Origin of the sequence: Pseudoalteromonas piscicida, from assembly GCF_000238315.3 — a bacterium.
GTDB lineage: Bacteria > Pseudomonadota > Gammaproteobacteria > Enterobacterales > Alteromonadaceae > Pseudoalteromonas > Pseudoalteromonas piscicida.
Genome location: NZ_CP011924.1, coordinates 1,301,191 through 1,319,294 on the forward strand (window position 1 = coordinate 1,301,191; position 18,104 = coordinate 1,319,294).

Annotated in this window: 9 protein-coding genes; 4 read left to right on the plus strand and 5 right to left on the minus strand. The window is 43.9% G+C overall.

Annotated features, from left to right (window positions below; genetic code table 11):
* Positions 1-122 precede the first annotated feature (122 nt).
* The 4 genes from PPIS_RS05995 to PPIS_RS06010 form a co-directional block, all read right to left on the minus strand.
* A complete protein-coding gene (locus PPIS_RS05995) occupies positions 123-1,352 on the minus strand; it encodes a lipoprotein-releasing ABC transporter permease subunit (RefSeq protein ID WP_010372518.1) in 1,230 nt (409 codons plus the stop codon).
* A complete protein-coding gene (lolD, locus tag PPIS_RS06000; RefSeq protein WP_010372515.1) occupies positions 1,345-2,034 on the minus strand; it encodes a lipoprotein-releasing ABC transporter ATP-binding protein LolD in 690 nt (229 codons plus the stop codon). Before lolD ends, PPIS_RS05995 begins: the two co-directional genes overlap by 8 nt.
* Positions 2,027-3,226 (minus strand): lipoprotein-releasing ABC transporter permease subunit, encoded by a 1,200-nt coding sequence (locus PPIS_RS06005; RefSeq protein ID WP_010372512.1) that lies wholly within the window; start codon positions 3,224-3,226, stop codon positions 2,027-2,029. Before PPIS_RS06005 ends, lolD begins: the two co-directional genes overlap by 8 nt.
* Positions 3,227-3,384: 158 nt before the next feature.
* Entirely contained in the window at positions 3,385-3,864 is a 480-nt protein-coding gene (locus PPIS_RS06010) for an Lrp/AsnC family transcriptional regulator (protein ID WP_010372508.1), read from the minus strand.
* 114 nt (positions 3,865-3,978) lie between these two features.
* On the opposite strand from PPIS_RS06010, the gene PPIS_RS06015 reads away from it, so the two are divergent.
* Both PPIS_RS06015 and PPIS_RS06020 read left to right on the plus strand, forming a co-directional pair.
* The gene (locus tag PPIS_RS06015; protein WP_010372505.1) at positions 3,979-4,896 is read left to right on the plus strand and encodes a DMT family transporter; all 918 of its coding nucleotides are present in this window, start codon (positions 3,979-3,981) and stop codon (positions 4,894-4,896) included.
* A 239-nt stretch (positions 4,897-5,135) separates the two neighbouring features.
* Positions 5,136-6,053: a DMT family transporter gene (locus PPIS_RS06020; RefSeq protein WP_010372505.1), complete on the plus strand. Its 918-nt coding sequence runs from the start codon at positions 5,136-5,138 to the stop codon at positions 6,051-6,053.
* 291 nt (positions 6,054-6,344) lie between these two features.
* Here PPIS_RS06020 and PPIS_RS06025 read toward each other — a convergent pair whose 3' ends face one another.
* A complete protein-coding gene (locus tag PPIS_RS06025) occupies positions 6,345-6,659 on the minus strand; it encodes a hypothetical protein (protein ID WP_010372501.1) in 315 nt (104 codons plus the stop codon).
* Positions 6,660-7,386: 727 nt separating this feature from the next.
* On the opposite strand from PPIS_RS06025, the gene dapE reads away from it, so the two are divergent.
* Positions 7,387-8,691, plus strand: a complete 1,305-nt coding sequence (gene dapE, locus PPIS_RS06030) for a succinyl-diaminopimelate desuccinylase (RefSeq protein WP_010372499.1) — start codon at positions 7,387-7,389, stop codon at positions 8,689-8,691.
* Between the two features lie 34 nt (positions 8,692-8,725).
* Positions 8,726-18,067: a hybrid non-ribosomal peptide synthetase/type I polyketide synthase gene (locus tag PPIS_RS06035; protein ID WP_010372496.1), complete on the plus strand. Its 9,342-nt coding sequence runs from the start codon at positions 8,726-8,728 to the stop codon at positions 18,065-18,067.
* Positions 18,068-18,104: the final 37 nt, after the last annotated feature.

Sequence of the window (18,104 nt, forward strand, 5' to 3'; positions counted from 1 at the left end):
TGTCATGGCAAATGAGATAAGGCCATGCAATGATGAATGGGCGTATCGGCCTGTAGATATGTCAGGCCATAGATGTCGGCCCATTAGATGTCGGCCTAAAGGCCGACCTACGGTTTTAGGTGTTACCCATTTCCCAGTACTTTGGCAGGATCCGTTTTGGTGGCTTGCCAAGCGGGATATAAGCTTGCGACGACTGCCATAACAAAAGTCGTGACTAAACTGATATAAATGTCTGTCCAAATAATTTTGCTCGGTAAGTATTCAATAAAGTAGACGCCTTCAAGCGGATTGCTATCACTCATATTGATCCAAGCTTTAAAAATATCGGGAATATTAATAGCAATAAAAATGCCGATCCCAGTGCCCAGCAGTGCACCTATCCCTGCATACGTCACACCTTGTAGCGCAAAAGTCGAAAAAATCGTACTGTCCTGTGCGCCCATGGTTTTCAAAATGGCGATATCCGCCCGCTTTTCTTTTACTTCCATCACCATAGAAGAGACGATATTAAAGCTCGCTACAGCGATGATCAGAAATACCACGAGATAGACGATAGTGCGCACCATCTGAATATCTTGATACAGTCCACCTTGCGTTCGAAACCAAGATGATACGTACACTAAATCAGGTAATGCCCTACCCGCTGATGTCGCAATTTGTTGTGCCTGAAACACATCACTCACCTTGGCACGTAAGTCTGTTACTTGGTCTTCTCTAAAGTCCATCGCTTCTTGCAGTGCATTAAGCGGCACTAAGGCTAATGTTTGGTCAAGTGGCCCACCCATATCGATAAGTCCCACCACAGTCGCCGTTAATCGCTTTGGCGCAGCGAGTGGATTATCCGAATGTTTGTTAGCAACCAAGAGTTGAATATTATCGCCAGCCACGACACCAAGCTTGTCAGCTATCCCTTTGCCGATGATCACTTCACCCGGTTTTAATGCTTTTAATTCAGCGCCTTTTATAAAATCACCTATGCTCGACACCGTATGATGCCTATTCGGTGCGATCCCTTTTAACTGCGCCGCTTTTAAGGTGCCTTTGTATTGCAGCATGGCTGTTAAGTTAATTTCAGCCGTCGCGCTTACGACGCCACGCTGACTCTCCAAGAGCTCTACTTTTTGCTGCCACGCTTGAATAGGGTCGTAAGGTGCTTGATAACTCACTTGCGGCACCACCGACAACAGCCGCTGCTCTAATTGTTCTTCAAAACCATTAATCACAGAAAGTGCGACTATCAATACAGCCATACCCAGCATTACACCTAGCGTAGAAGCACGGGTCAAAAAACCAATAAAGCCAAGCTGACGTTTAGACTCTCTAAAGCGTTTGCTTAAAAAATAACTAAGCATGCTGATACACACCTACTTTGCCATCGTCCAGTTGTACTGCACGACCAAGCTTATCTGCCAACTCTAAATCGTGTGTTACAACAACAAAGCTGGTTTTTAGCTGCTGATTGAGTTCGGCCAGCAAGTCATAAATTCTCAGAGCATTATGCTTATCAAGATTGCCAGTTGGTTCATCAGCTAGCACCAGATCAGGTTCTGTCACTAGTGCTCTTGCTATCGCAACACGCTGTCTCTCCCCCCCAGAAAGCTCTGAAGGCTTATGATCAGCACGATGACTCAAGCCCACTTTATCGAGCATATGTAATGCTTTTTCACGGGCTTGTTTTGCTTTATTACCGGCAATTAATAACGGCATCGCCACGTTTTCAACCGCACTAAACTCCATCAACAAATGATGAAACTGATAGATAAAACCCAAATGCTTATTTCTAAATTCCGCCTGCTTTTTACGCGACAGCTTGCCAACTTCCACACCTTTGATTTTTACACTGCCGGTGGATGCTTTATCCAAGGTACCGAGAATATGCAGTAAAGTACTTTTACCTGAACCCGAGCTACCTACAATCGCAAGCATTTCACCTTGGGTTACAGATAAATCAACGCCTTTTAATACCGTTACTTCGGCTTTACCATCTTGGTAGCTTTTGACCAAATTTTGGCAGTCAATGACTAAATCACTCATATCTTAATACCTCTGCTGGCAGCACACTCGACGCGCGTTTAGCTGGATACAAGGTTGCTAAAAAGCTTAGCAATATGCTGCCCACTGCCATAATCGTTAAATCTGTTAGTTCTATTTTGACCGGAAGTTCAGCGCCACCAAGCAACTGAAGGCCTGCGAGGTGGAGCACCTCATTAATATTGTTCGACAGCAATAATCCACCAGCAACACCAATGAGTGTGCCAAAAATGCCGTTATACATCCCTTGCACCATAAACACTTTTGCTATCATTTGTGGTGTAAAGCCAAGCGTTTGCAAAATAGCCACTTCCCCTTGCTTTTCACTCACCATCATAGATAGCGCTGAAATGATATTAAATACAGCCACTATCACAATAAGGCCAAGTAATAGCGACATAATGCGCTTTTCCATAGCGACCGCCGCAAACAATGTGCCTTGCTGAGTTTGCCAATCCTGTGTCTCGAGCCCTTGTAACAAGCTGTCCGCTTGCTGATAAAAATCAGGCAGACTAAAGGCATCATATAAATGAATGTTAAGGTCGTATTGCTCTGGCTTCTTGCGCATTAACCGCTGTAAACTCTTCCCGTCGGCAAATGCCAAATAAGTGTCAGCTTCGCTCTGGCCATCATATATGGCAGCCACGGTGAATAAGCGCTGCGTCGGTGTGCGGCCAAGCGGTGTGTAGGTGGTGAATTCCGGCATGATCACGCGGAGTTGTTGACCAACGCTTACGCCAAGTTTATTGGCTAAATAGCGACTCAGGGCCACTTGGTATTTTTGCTCGTACAATCGAGTTAAACTGCCGGCACGTATGGCGTCATCCAACGCAGTTTCATACCCTTGAAATAGCCCTTGAAGTTGCACACCCACCAAATCTTGATTGGTTTGTAGAATTACGTCACTTGCAACATATGGCGAAACTTGCTTAACCAATGGATGATTTTCAATGGCTTGTAATTTATTTTGATCAAGTTGCTCATTTTCCTTAATTTGCACATGCGGGATCAAATCAAGCATGGCGGCTTTTAAGGTTTGCTCAAAGCCATTCATCACTGAGCTGACGGTGATCAAACTCATTAAGCCAAGGGCGATACCCGCAATTGAGAAAAATGAGATAAACGATATAAATGCATTGCCTTTCGCAGCACGGCTATATCTTAACCCAACAAAGAGGCTAACTGGTTGAAACATAATCTATCTCGTAAAAAACTGCTGCACGGATACTAACATACTCAAAACCAGATTGATGGCAGGATTGCTATAAAAAGTGTGACAAACTATAAATTTGTTGACGTTTAGCTGCGCCTTGCTGATCCCGTCAAAACTTTACTGCTCGCCATGCTTAGCGATTACCTTTTGCGGATCTGATATGGCACGTTTCTGCGTTTGACTATTGTTGATTTCACCACCGATGTGTGGGTATCACCCAGCGTCGAGACTTTATCCAGAATTTCGTCTAGCTTAGGCATACTCTCAAAACACAGCCTCACATAAAAACAATCCTCTCCCGTCACTTTGTCACATTCAATCACTTCAGGAATGTTTTGGATCATCGCTTCAAGTTGTTTTAGTTTACCGGGATGCTGACGAATACGCACAATCGCGGTCAGCGGGTAATCAAAGCTTTCTGGGTTTAATTCAATACTGTATTTACTAATTACCCCATACTCTTCCATACGTTTCATGCGTTCATTCACACTCGGTGAAGACATATTCACTGCCCGGGCCATTTCAGCAACGGACACTCGGCTATTGTTTTCTAACAGCTTTATAAGCTTGCTATCTATCGCATCAAGCGACCATTTTTCATTATTAATTAGTTTTCGCATTTTTGCCTTTCATTTTTAGGAAATTAGAAAAATTAGCCTTTTATTGTCTATTAGTAATACGGCAAACCCTAAGTAATATGCAAGTATAGAATTGAATATGACAAGGTGTGAACAATGTTTGGCTCAGATAAAGAGAAAGGTTCAATAGAGATGATAATAGCTATGGTGCTGTCCGGCACCATAGGATACTTTGTCGTCAGTGCAGAACAATCCTATTGGAATGTGGTATTTTTACGTTGTGTTATTGGCGCATTGTGCCTTCTCGGATACGTGCTCGTGACAAAGCAACTGACAAAAGAGGTATTTAAAGGTCCCGTGTTTATGACCATCTTGCTCGGCGGTATCGCGCTGGTCGGAAACTGGGTGCTATTATTCGCCTCGTTTGACTATATTCCTTTTTCAATTTCAATCATCGCATACCATCTACAACCTTTGATGTTGGTATTATTAAGCGCGGTGCTTTATCGTCAGTATCCAAGTAAGGCAATCCTTTTATGGTTGGCCATCGCCGTGCTGGGATTATGGTTGGTTGTTGGGATCCCGTATCAAGAAATAGTCGCGGTTATTTTTGCACAAGAGAGCAACCAAGCCGTTTTTGGTCTGCTACTAGCACTTGGAGCTGCATTTCTGTATACCATTACAACGCTGATGACGAAAAAGGTAAGCCAAGTGCCATCCGGTGTGGTTGCTGTGATCCAAATCTTTTTTGGTGGCTTATTTTTGTTGCCTTGGGTTGACTTTGCACACTTCCCAGAGACTTCATCGAGCTGGGGTAATATCTTATTCTTAGGCGTCGTCAACACAGGGTTTATGTATGTGATCATGTATGACGCGTTCCAACGCCTAAGCACCACATTAATTGCTATTCTTTCTTTTATTTATCCGGTCGTGGCGCTGTTTGTAGATTTTATTGCATTCGAGCACACGATTTCGATACTACAAACGCTTGGGATTGTTTTAATCTTAACGGCAGTCAGCGCTGTAAAGTTCGATTGGAAGTTAGGTAAGTTATTTAACCTGAGGTTTGGATAAGGAGTGTTCCAACTCATTGTTGCTTAAGCACAACTTAGTTTTTCCTTGTCTAGCCAGAGAGTTTTAGGGAAAACAAGGCGGATTTACGCACCAATAGCTGGCTATTGGAAGTGAATTCAACGCAGTTAGCGCTAAAACTGGCTGCTAATTAGAAAAATTAGCCTTTTATTGTCTATTAGTAATACGGCAAACCCTAAGTAATATGCAAGTATAGAATTGAATATGACAAGGTGTGAACAATGTTTGGCTCAGATAAAGAGAAAGGTTCAATAGAGATGATAATAGCTATGGTGCTGTCCGGCACCATAGGATACTTTGTCGTCAGTGCAGAACAATCCTATTGGAATGTGGTATTTTTACGTTGTGTTATTGGCGCATTGTGCCTTCTCGGATACGTGCTCGTGACAAAGCAACTGACAAAAGAGGTATTTAAAGGTCCCGTGTTTATGACCATCTTGCTCGGCGGTATCGCGCTGGTCGGAAACTGGGTGCTATTATTCGCCTCGTTTGACTATATTCCTTTTTCAATTTCAATCATCGCATACCATCTACAACCTTTGATGTTGGTATTATTAAGCGCGGTGCTTTATCGTCAGTATCCAAGTAAGGCAATCCTTTTATGGTTGGCCATCGCCGTGCTGGGATTATGGTTGGTTGTTGGGATCCCGTATCAAGAAATAGTCGCGGTTATTTTTGCACAAGAGAGCAACCAAGCCGTTTTTGGTCTGCTACTAGCACTTGGAGCTGCATTTCTGTATACCATTACAACGCTGATGACGAAAAAGGTAAGCCAAGTGCCATCCGGTGTGGTTGCTGTGATCCAAATCTTTTTTGGTGGCTTATTTTTGTTGCCTTGGGTTGACTTTGCACACTTCCCAGAGACTTCATCGAGCTGGGGTAATATCTTATTCTTAGGCGTCGTCAACACAGGGTTTATGTATGTGATCATGTATGACGCGTTCCAACGCCTAAGCACCACATTAATTGCTATTCTTTCTTTTATTTATCCGGTCGTGGCGCTGTTTGTAGATTTTATTGCATTCGAGCACACGATTTCGATACTACAAACGCTTGGGATTGTTTTAATCTTAACGGCAGTCAGCGCTGTAAAGTTCGATTGGAAGTTAGGTAAGTTATTTAACCTGAGGTTTGGATAAGGAGTGTTCCAACTCATTGTTGCTTAAGCACAACTTAGTTTTTCCTTGTCTAGCCAGAGAGTTTTAGGGAAAACAAGGCGGATTTACGCACCAATAGCTGGCTATTGGAAGTGAATTCAACGCAGTTAGCGCTAAAACTGGCTGCTAGAAAGGCATTAATTATCCGCAGCTCAGGTTATTTAGCACACCAAAGCAAAAAGTCAGTTAATTTAGCTAATTTGAACTTAAAGGAAATAGCGTGATAAAAGCAGAGTAAAGTGCAAGTACTTTGCTCTGCTGCTGTTGACTAGCTTACTGCTCTAGGTAACAAATAACCGTTGCTTGCTTAGGGTTGCTTTGTGTATCTTCAATCAGATAGCTCGCTTTTTTACTGTTTTGGCATAAACACATGTCGTAATGACTGATCATGTAAGCATTACCTACAGCATCTTCATCCGTTTTTTGAATGCTACAGGTAGGCTCTCTCCAAATTGGATCCCAGCCGCTTTGGCCAATAGCAACAATTTTAATGTTTTGTTGAGTAACGAGTGCTTTCGCCTCTTCTACTTCTTGAGCAGATACAGACAATACAGTGAATGCAACGAGTGCGGTGATTAGCTTTTTCATTTTTCATCCTTAATTTAAGTCAGCGCTATAGATAAAAAACAGCAAAATACTGTAACAGAAATAAAAATATTGAATAAAAACTCTATAGCGCTTGCTATTTTATTCATTAAATATGACAACTCAAGAATAAATTTATTAAATTTATAAAAACAATTTCAACATTAAAGCCTCATCAAGAAAACTCACCTTAATACGTCAAGGCACATACTTTGGCTCTCTTCTCATTTAGATTAAATAAACATATTAGACGCAAATTAAATAACATAAAGAAATAAGTGAAATTAATTCCATTTATCTTAATAGCGCACTTTACACAACAAACTCGCACAGTTTAAGAATTCACAATTCCATTAACCTAAACACCATGATTTTCTTAATTCCGAATAACACAAGACATAACTCAAACAATAAAAATCCAACACTGATTATTAAGAGAAATTACTTTTCATACATTTCGAATATTAGTACATAGAGCACTTACCCTAAACTTAATTCAATAAAACTCAAATATAAAAACCAGATAAAAAGCATTGTAAATAACAAAAATAATTAATCCACAAAAAACAACAATGAAACTATTTAGGTCAATTTAGTCAAAATAAAATCATTAGCATCAAAATAATTTCAATGTTTGAATACGCAACTTGTGAACGAGGTGTAATTAAAATGTGTACAGCATCACTTTTAATTGCCTATTTATCATACTTCTGCATTAAGGTTTTTTGAGATGAATGGCTTTTCTTCAAACACTTGTTACGAACTTGTCTCTGAAGCGCTAGAGGATATCGAGGCTCTACATGAGGAGTTTCAAGGTGTTGAAGAGGATGAACATGCCAGCCACCGCGTTGTTGACATTGCACGGCAGTTAGTCGCATTCAAATCAATCACGCCGGATGATGTTGGGTGTCAACTGTGGTTAGCACAAGAGTTACGGGGTTTGGGCTTTTCAATCAAGCACTTGCCTGTTCGTGATGTGAGTAACTTAGTAGCAAGTATAGGTAACAATAGTGACGCTAGGTTTGCTTTTCTTGGTCATACCGATGTAGTACCGGCAGGAAGTGCACAAGATTGGCAGTTTAACCCTTTTAAGCTGACAGAACACAATGGCTGTCTCTTCGCCAGAGGTATTGTTGATATGAAAGGCGCTATTGCCGCCTTTTTCTGTGCAATTGAGGCTTTAGTGACAGAATTTGGAGTACCGGAAAAAGAGCTTTGGTTGCTACTCACCAGCGACGAGGAAGGCGAAGCGGAACACGGAACCAAGCGGATCGCTCATTTTTTAAAACAGCAGCGTATTGCATTTGATTTTGCCTTGGTCGGAGAGCCAAGCTCAGAAGCGTATGTAGCAGACACACTGAAAGTCGGTCGTCGTGGCGCTTTGTCTTTTACCGTCAATTTACATGGTAAAAGTGGACATGTGGCTTACCCTCAAAAAGCGACCAATGCCATCCATTTGGCGCAAAATATTATGCAAGCACTATTGTCGCAGGATTGGCCAAAGCACTGTGATAACTTTGACTCGACCACGCTGCAATTCACCCATGTAAATTCAGGAAATTTTGTCGACAACATCATTCCAAGCCAATGTCAGCTAAATTTTAATATCCGTTATACACCCGCATACGACGAATATGAATTGGTCGAGCTGGTAAGAGAGGCCATCGAAGAACATACGCTCAATTATGCATTAACGACTAGCAACCCCTGCCAACCCTATTACTGCGTAAATAATGATGAGATCTCTTCTCCATCCCTCGCTATCGTCTGCGATGAAATCAACAGTCAATGTCATTTCACACCAAAACTATCGACCGCAGGGGGAACGTCGGATGGCCGCTTTATTGCTGAAATATCGACCTCAGTACTAGAACTCGGACTGGTGAACAAAACCATTCATCAAATAGATGAACACACAACAACATCCGACTTAATCCAGCTTCAACAGCTTTACTACGGCATCTATAAACGCCTGCTCTACCCTACGCTTCATGTTCACTCAACCGCTCAAGATGAACTGCTGCAACTTCGCTAATTAATAGAAAATAGATAACTTCAAGGAATGCATTATGGCAATCGAAAATGAACGCTCTGTTCACCCCGCAAACGACACGCTACCGATAGCAATTATTGGCATGGGTTGTCGTTTCCCAGGTCACGCGAATAGTCCTGAATTGTTTTGGGAAAATATTAAACATGGTGTCGATTGCATCATAGAAACCCCAGAATCGAGATGGAATATCGATACTCATTATTCGTCTGTAAAGGCGAATAAAGGCAAATTGAGCTCAAAATGGGGTGGCTATGTCGATGATATCGATAAGTTTGATCCAGCATTTTTTGGGATCACGCCTCGTGAAGCCGAGTTTATGGACCCTCAACAACGTAAATTGCTAGAGGTAACTTGGGAAGCGTTGGAAGATGGTGGGCAAAAGCCATCTGAGCTCGCAGGTGAGTCGGTCGGTGTTTTTATGGGTGGGTTTACGCTTGATTATAAAATTATGCAATTCACTAACCCAGATTTTGATAACATTGATGCTCACACTGCGACGGGTGTCATGATGACGATGCTTTCTAATCGCATCTCTCATACTTTTGACTTTAATGGCCCCAGCATGTCAATCGATACTGCTTGTAGCTCCTCCATTGTCGCGTTAGATATGGCCTGTAAAAGTCTACAAACCGGGGCCAGTAATATGGCGCTCGCAGGTGGTGTGCTATTACATTTGGCACCACAATATACTGTATCCGAGTCTAAAGGCGGTTTCTTATCTCCGACTGGTTTTTCTCATGCTTTTGACGACTCCGCCAACGGCTATGTCCGTGCTGAAGGCGCTGGCGTCGTTGTGCTCAAGCGCTTAGATGATGCGATTAAGGATGGCGACCCAATTCATGCGGTGATCTTAGCCACCGGTGTAAATCAAGACGGTAAAACACAAGGGATCACGGTACCAAACGGCGATGCCCAATTGCGCTTGATGAAAGAAACCTATGCCAAAGCGAATATTGACCCCGGTAAAGTGCAGTACATTGAAATGCACGGCACAGGCACGCCTGTTGGCGACCCTATTGAAGCAAAGTCAGTTGGAACACTCCTTGGGATCAACCGTAATCAAGACGATAAATGCTACATTGGCTCAGTAAAAACCAATATTGGCCATACCGAGGCAGCCGCAGGCATGGCTGGTTTGTTCAAAGCGGTCAAAGCCATTCAAAACAAACAGATCCCACCGCATTTACACTTAAAATCAATTAATCCTAAGATTGATTACGCCAACGCGCCGTATGAGATCCCCACTAAACTTACACCTTGGCCTAAGCATGAAGGTTTAGCCGTTGCGGGGGTAAACTCCTTTGGTTTCGGTGGAACCAATTCCCACGCGGTTATTCAAGAATTTGTTGCGCCAGAAGTGCCATCAATACCTCCAGCAAATGAGAATGGCCTAAAACTTTATCCATTGAGTGCAAGAGATCAACACGGGATTCATCGCCTTGCCAAAGCGCATAATGAATTTTTGCAAGACAGCGATGCATCACTCAATGATATTATCCACACATTGGGTGAGCGCCGTGAACACCATCAATATCGTCATGCAATTTGTTTCAAAAATGCAGAAGATCTGCAACAACAACTGCAAACATTAAGTCATGATGCTGAATTTGCTGCGGCCAGTACATTGCGCACACTGAAAAAAGATGAGCAAAAAATCGTGTGGGTTTTCACCGGCATGGGGCCGCAATGGTGGGCAATGGGCCGTGAGCTGTACCAATCAGAGCCAACTTTTAAAGCGATGATCGATGAGTGTGATAGCTATATGTCAGCGCTTACAGATTGGTCATTGGTTGATGAAATGCTTGCCGATGAATCAGCGTCAAACATGCAATACACTTGGCTTGCTCAAACGGCAAACTTTGCCGTACAAGTCGCACTTGCAGCAATGTGGCGTCAGCACGGCATTTCGCCTGATGCCATTGTTGGCCACAGTACCGGTGAAGCGGCGGCATTTTATGAAGCTGGGGTCTACTCATTAAAAGATGCTTGCACCATCGTAGTCCATCGTAGCCGTTTACAACATCAATGCCGCAACACAGGTAAAATGATGGCGGTAGGACTTTCTGACAGTGATGTCACGCCTTATCTCAACGACCAAGTTGAAGTTGCAGCGGTAAACAGTCCAAACTCTGTCACCCTCGCAGGTGAAGAAAATGCATTACACAGTATTGAAGCACAACTGAGCGAAGCGGGTGTGTTTTGCAAGTTTCTCCGCGTTGAAGTGCCCTACCACAGCCAGTTTATGGAACCGATAAAGGCCGAATTGCTCGAGTGTTTAGCTGGTATTCAAGCTAACACCGCACATACTCCATTGTATTCAACGGTAACAGGAACACTTGCTGAGGGACCTGAGCTTGATGCTAACTATTGGTGGCTCAACGTCCGTCAAGCCGTGCGCTTTGTTGATGCCACCCGCGCAATATTACAACAAGGTTATCAAGCATTTTTGGAACTAGGTCCACACCCTGTGCTTGGCGCATCTATTGCCGAAACAGCAGAAGAACAAAGTTGCTCAAGTGTTGTCGTCTCGAGTATGCGCCGTAAATCCGACGAACAACACACCTATTACCACGCTGCAGCTCAACTATTTGGTTTAGGCTTTGAATTAAATTGGTCAGCCATAAACGGTCGAGGTAAGTTCACTACTTTGCCAACTTACCCGTTCTTGCAAGAGCGCTTTTGGACCGAGCCTGAGTACTTTAATCAAGTGCGTTTAGGGCAAAGTAACCATGCTTTCTTGGGCCGTAAACGCAGTGAAGCTGAACATGTTTGGAACGCGGTAACCGACACAAATCGCGATAGTTTTTTAAGCTGTCACCAAATCCAAGGAAATACCCTCTTCCCCGCTGCTGGCTTTATTGAAATGGCGTATGCTGCAGCCAAAGAGACTTGGGGCAATGGCAGCTATGCACTCGACCACTTTGTAATCGATAAAGCGTTATTTTTGAATAATGAACACGCTCCCAATGTGCAATTCATTTTGCACCATGATGAACCGAATTTTAAAGTGGTAAGCCTTGAAGATGGTAAAACGACCCGCCATGTTCAAGGGACAATCCGCCGAGTACAAAGCGCCAACCTTGCTGAGCCTATTGATCTCAATGCTATTCGTAGTGCTGCCACCAGCGCACAGCAGCACGATGAGTTTTATGCACACCTAAAAGAGTTTGGTTACGAATATGGTCCATGTTTTAGAGCCATTGAACAGATCTGGGCAACAGACAACGGCGTGCTTGCCAAGATTTCTTGGCCTACTCAACTTGAGCGAACAGCACAATTTACCCTACACCCAAGTCTATTAGATGCATGCTTCCAAACGTTAGTATTTACGGAACTTGCAGGTGCTAATGCTCAGCAATTCTCTATCCGCTTACCAGTGATGCTAGAGGAGATCCTGCTTTGCGAGCAGAACAATACTGACTTTTGGTGTTATACCCAAATCACTCATCGTGACGACGAAAAAACGGTCGGTGATTTATACCTCTGTGATGAATCAGGTCAAGTCTTTGGTGTTATCAAAAACTTTATTGCGCAAAGTGTTGACTCCGCTGCAAGTGGGATCACCACCAGAACCATAGATAGCTGGCTTTACCAAGTTAATTGGCTTGCAGAGCCAGAGCAGGAAATACAAGAAACCGACACATCGGGTCGTTGGGTGCTCCTCGCAGATCAATCAGGAACAGCCGAACAGGTAGCCGACCGTTTAGCAAAGCTTGGCCACTCTAGCTGTATCGTTAAATCTGGAGAATATTTTGATATCGACAGAGGCCATTGTCATGCATGGCTAGTTCCCGATTCACGGGATCACCTGTCACAACTTATCGAGACTTTGGGCAAACAAGAAATTCGTGGCGTTGTGCATTGCTTTAGTCTAGATAACAGCGCAATAGAATCACTAACTCTTGCTCAGCTGCAAAGAGGAAAACGTCATTCGCTGCATTCATTGTTGAACCTGGCCAAAACCGTAGTGGAACAAGACTGTAAATTCCCGCTTTACGTGGTAACACGTAACGCTAGCCTCGTTAATAGCGAGCAACTTACCGCGGTGATGTCCGCTTCGTTAACTGGATTTAGCCGAGTGCTCGCACAGCAAGAATTGGTTGATAATTGGGGTGGCCTCATTGATGTTGATGGCCAAAATGATGCCGAACATATCACAGCCAGATTATTAAGTGACCGCCAAGAAGGGGAAGTTGCTTTTAGGGAAAATCAGGCCTATGTTGCTCGTTTAGAGCAGGCAACGTCACTTCAATCCGCCTTCCCAACTCGCGTGCAAAGCCATAAAGCACAATTGATCACGGGTGCATTTGGTTCAATCGGTCAGTTAGTTTGTCAGCTACTCGTCGATAGAGGTGCACGAAACCTCATTTTGCTTGGTAGGAGTCAATTACCTGAGCGTAAGAGTTGGTCAGAACTTACCTCAAGCGACCGTAACTATGATCGCGTTCGGTTTATTCAACACCTTGAGAGTCAGGGCGTTAATGTCTCGTTATGGCAGACAGACTTAACTCGAGAGCGTGAACTTCACGCGGCCCTTGAGTCTTATCATCTAAGTGCACAAGCACCGATCAACGGATTATTTTTCTGTGCTGGTATCGTCAATGACACCTTACTTGGCAATATGGATACCAGAGCATTTGACGGTGTGTTTGACACCAAAGCGATTGGTGCGTTGATGCTTCACAAAGCACTCAGTAAAGTTGACCTCGAACATTTTGTACTCTTCTCCTCTGTCGCGGCTCAAGTCACTACCGCAGGACAAACAAACTATGCTTCTGGCAATGCTTTCTTAGATGCCCTCGCCCACTACCGTCGCAATCAGGGTCTTCCGGCGCTGAGTATCAACTGGGGTCCTTGGGCTATTGGTATGATTGAAGAGTTGGGTCTCGCCGAACATTACAAGGACCAAAGGGGCATGAACTGCATCTCACCAAGTGCGGGGATGGCTGTGCTTGAACGTATTCTAGACCAAGATCAACCTCAACTCTTAGTGTGTGACGCCGATTGGTCCAAAGTAACCAATTGGTATGCAGGAAAGCCGAGTTTATTTAGTCACTTGGCTACCCAAGAAAACGACAAGCAAAGCCACCAAGAGCAAGATTTTGCTCCTTTATACCAGCAAACAGACAGCGCGCTTCGGTTACCGCTTGTTGCCGATCATCTCGCTAATGCTGTCAGCCAAGTATTACGCTGTAAACGAGAGCAAGTGGAATTAGATCTATCGCTCGGTAATCTCGGTATTGACTCTATTATGGCAACAGAGCTGAGAAATAAGGTCACCACCCATTTTGGTGAAACCCTAACGATTGTACGCCTTCTAAGTGGTGCATCTATCAACGAATTAAGTATAGAGCTTAATGACAAACTCGTTGAGTCGCTTGGCTTTGAAGTCATAACCACAGAAACATCACAGGTTCAGCCGGTTTCCGAGACCAAGGTTAACTCTATTATCGTATCTGATGCCAATGTGGAAGCTGAATTCCCACTTTCCTATGGACAAAAAGCGATTTGGTTTATCAATCAACTCAACCCAAGTAGCGCTTCCTACAATATCGGCGGCGCGATGCACATTCCTAGTGCACTGAATATCGACGCGCTGAAAAAAGCCCTTAGTGCTGTAGTAGCTCGCCACCCAATGTTAAGAACAAACTTCTTCTTTAAAGATGGCGAACCCTATCAAAGAGTCTGGACTCATCGCGAGGATGCACTGCAAGTCATTGATGTACATGGTAAGTCTTGGGATGACATTCAACCTATGATGATTGCAGACAATGAACAGCCTTTCGACCTTGAGCACGACCCACTGTTTAGACTGTATTTGTATAAGCAAAATGATCAAAGCTACTACTTTGCGGTAACAATTTATCACATCATCTCAGATGCATGGTCAAATTACATGTTTATCGATGAAATGCAGTCACTGTATGCACATTTCGCAAAAAGTGAACCGTTAGCACTCAGCGAGATAACGTCAAGCTATGAAAAATTTGTCGATTGGGAAACACGCTTTGTTCACTCTCCACGCGGCGCGGCAAACTATAAGTTTTGGCAGAATCACTTACCTGCTGAGATCCCCGTATTAGACCTTGCAACCGACAAACCTAGACCTGCGGTACTCACCAACGTTGGTGATTCATATCATTTTGAGTTAGATAAAGCCCTCACGTCTTCATTGAATACCCTTGCAAAGGCACAAGGGTCCACCATGTTCATGGCGTTGCTTAGCATCTATTACGCAGTCATGCATAAATATACTCAGCAGGATGAGATCATTATTGGCAGTCCCGTGGCCGGTCGTACAAATCCAGAGTTTTCAAACGTCTATGGTTACTTTGTGAATCCCCTACCGCTATGCGCAAGGTTTGATCCTGAAACGCACTTTACTTCGCTTTTAGCGCAGGTGAAAGACATTACCCTCAACGCACTAGATCACCAAGAATATCCGTTTGCGCTGTTAGTGGATAAGCTTGGTATTGAACATGATGCCAGCCGATCTACGGTATTTCAGGTCATGTTTGTAATGCTCAATCACCGCGTTGAGCAATCGCATATGGATGAAAATAATGTCGCGTACTATAAGGGCTTTCCTATGCAATTCATGGAGCTGCCTGAAGAAGAAGGTCAATTTGACATTACGCTTTCAACCTATGAAGAAAATGGCGTGTTCAAAGGCACATTAAAATATAATACCGACCTATTCGAAACCGAAACGATAGCGCAGCTAGCTCGGGACTATATCGCACTGACGCGAATGGTTGTTGACAGTCCAAATCGGCCACTTTCAGAGCTTACCTTAGCAAGTCCAGACGCAATAGATGCCTTGGCGACATTTGCTGAAAGTCAAAAAAACGCACCTGCATTACCGACTTTGGTCAGCCAAATAGAAAATGCGGCGCAACATAGCCCGAAGCTTCCTGCCCTTAGCATTGCCTGTGAAGCAAATGTTGGAGAACTTGCCGCTACTTTAAGCTATTGCGAACTGAACGGTCAGGCAAACCAGTTAGCGCGACTAATCAATTCACAGCTAGATGATCAAGCTAGTCAAACGATTGCCTTACATTTTGAAAAATCTATCGCATTAGTTGTTGCTTGTATCGCTACGTTAAAAGCAGGTCATCATTTTGTGGTAATTGACCCACAGCAACCCAATGAACGCAAGCAGCTGTTGCTTGAGCAAAGTCGCTGCGCGTTACTACTTTGCGAAGAAGCGCTAACATCAGATCACCCGACACTACTTTGGGAAAGCTTCCAAAGCCAACGAGATGAAATCAGCGAGCACAATTTGGCGTTAAATCATCAGCCAAATGACATCGCGTATATTGTCTTTACTTCTGGCTCTACGGGGACGCCAAAAGGTGTTCAGGTTAGCCACCAAAACTGGGCTACGATCGCCGTGGACTGGTTAGCTCAATTTGATTTAGCACCCACCACTCATCATTTACAATTGGCCAGTCCAACCTTTGATGTGTTTTGTGGCGATCTCGCGCGCGCATTTTACAATGCGAAGCACTTAGTGTTGTGTCCTAAAAATATGATGCTGAACATGCCGGTGTTATATGACCTCATTGAGACACAGCAGATTGATACGGTTGAGTTTGTGCCCTCTGTGGTTCGTAATCTCATCTTATTCGCAAAGCAAAGTCAGGTTGGATTCACCAGCTTACGTAGAGTGATTGTTGGCTCTGAGCAATGGCAAATCGCTGAATACCGCGCACTCAAAGGATTGCTACAAGAAGATGCTCGACTATTTAGCTCCTACGGCACATCTGAAGCAACCATAGACAGTAGCTTCTTTGAGGAATCAGAGCAGTACTTAGAAACCAGTACGACAGTGCCAATCGGCAAGCCTTTCAATGCAACGCAACTTATCTTGCTCGATAAGCAAAACCGATTGGTATCGAGTAACGCAGTCGGCGAAATTGCAATTGCAGGGCAAGGCGTAAGCCTTGGCTACCTCAATAATCCAGAGAAAAATGCCAGTCAATTTATTCAACTTCCCGTATCAGAAAATAGCACCATACGGGTGTATAAAACGGGTGATTTAGGTAAGTGGGACAAACACGGAAACCTACATATTCTGCAACGTATCGACAACCAAGTAAAAATACGAGGTCACCGCGTTGAGCTAGGAGAAATTGAGTCTAGCATCAACCAGATCCCTGGAATTAAGCGAAGCTATGTAAAAGGAATAGAAGTACATGGGCAAACCCAATTAATTGCCTACTTTGAGTCGGAGCTTGCGGTCGGTACTGAATTTGTCCTCGAACAGTTAGAGAACCAGCTACCAAGCTATATGGTACCTAGTAGGCTAGTTGCCATTGATCAATTTCCATTACTGAGTAACGGTAAAATCGATGCGGCGGCATTGCCACAGGTTGAAGTCGATGAGTTGGTAAGAGCATTCGTAGCGCCTGCCACCTTATTTGAGCAGCAGCTCGCTGAGATTTGGTCCAATATGCTAGGGCAAAAATCCATTAGTCTTCATGATGACTTTTTTGCCCTCGGCGGTAACTCTTTATATTTGATTGAGCTAATGGTCAGGATCCAATCAGCCTTCAGCATCAAAATGGAAGCTAATCAGCTATTTAGATTTACAACCTTACATGGCATGGCGAGTGCAATTGAAGATGTAGTAACAGGAAAAGAAACGGGCGCGTCCCCTTACCTTATCTTCAATGCGGGTCAATCTAGTCGTTTATTTGCACTGCCGCCAGCGGGTGGTTACAGCATCGTCTACAAGGCATTTGCCGACGCATTGCCTAACACTGAAGTGATCTCTTTTAACTATCTCGAAAGTGACACTAAGGTTAGCGACTATGCCGACCAAATTATGCAAATTCAACCTCATGGTCCCTATACCCTATTTGGATACTCCCTTGGCGGTAATTTAGCCTTTGAGATTGCTAAGGAGCTGGAAAGCCGAGGTCAACGTGTCGGGGATGTAGTGATCTTAGACTCATTCAGGATCACCGAAACAATCAAAATGCGGGAACAAGACTTCGCGCACTTTGAGCAAGAGTTAAAAGCACATTTCGCCCGCCACACCGGCTCAAATACGGTACACGAGCATACACTGGCACAAGCGAGAGACTATATTGATTGGTGTTATGAAGTGAAAAATCTAGGTCAGGTTCACGCAAAACTGCACTTTATCGTCGAGCAAAATGCACATGCAGAAGCTGCTCGTCTAACCAGTTGGGATGCAGCATCAGACGCCGAGGTCATTACCTATCAAGGTTTTGGTAAACATGAGGAGATGTTGATGCCAGATATGATGCAGGCAGGCAACGGCGCAATTATGCAAAGTATTCTGCAAGATACCCAAAGCCAAGCGGTAATAGCAACAAACGTGGAGTAACAGCTTGCCCCAAAGCCTTCGCTTTGGGGCTTTCTAA

What these genes read in the sequence shown, in the direction of transcription:
- PPIS_RS06010 (WP_010372508.1), bottom strand. Translation starts at nt 3,864, where the DNA reads ATGCGAAAACTAATTAATAATGAAAAATGGTCGCTTGATGCGATAGAT.
- dapE (WP_010372499.1), top strand. Translation starts at nt 7,387, where the DNA reads ATGAATGGCTTTTCTTCAAACACTTGTTACGAACTTGTCTCTGAAGCG.
- PPIS_RS05995 (WP_010372518.1), bottom strand. Translation starts at nt 1,352, where the DNA reads ATGCTTAGTTATTTTTTAAGCAAACGCTTTAGAGAGTCTAAACGTCAG.
- PPIS_RS06035 (WP_010372496.1), top strand. Translation starts at nt 8,726, where the DNA reads ATGGCAATCGAAAATGAACGCTCTGTTCACCCCGCAAACGACACGCTA.
- PPIS_RS06025 (WP_010372501.1), bottom strand. Translation starts at nt 6,659, where the DNA reads ATGAAAAAGCTAATCACCGCACTCGTTGCATTCACTGTATTGTCTGTA.
- lolD (WP_010372515.1), bottom strand. Translation starts at nt 2,034, where the DNA reads ATGAGTGATTTAGTCATTGACTGCCAAAATTTGGTCAAAAGCTACCAA.
- PPIS_RS06015 (WP_010372505.1), top strand. Translation starts at nt 3,979, where the DNA reads ATGTTTGGCTCAGATAAAGAGAAAGGTTCAATAGAGATGATAATAGCT.
- PPIS_RS06020 (WP_010372505.1), top strand. Translation starts at nt 5,136, where the DNA reads ATGTTTGGCTCAGATAAAGAGAAAGGTTCAATAGAGATGATAATAGCT.
- PPIS_RS06005 (WP_010372512.1), bottom strand. Translation starts at nt 3,226, where the DNA reads ATGTTTCAACCAGTTAGCCTCTTTGTTGGGTTAAGATATAGCCGTGCT.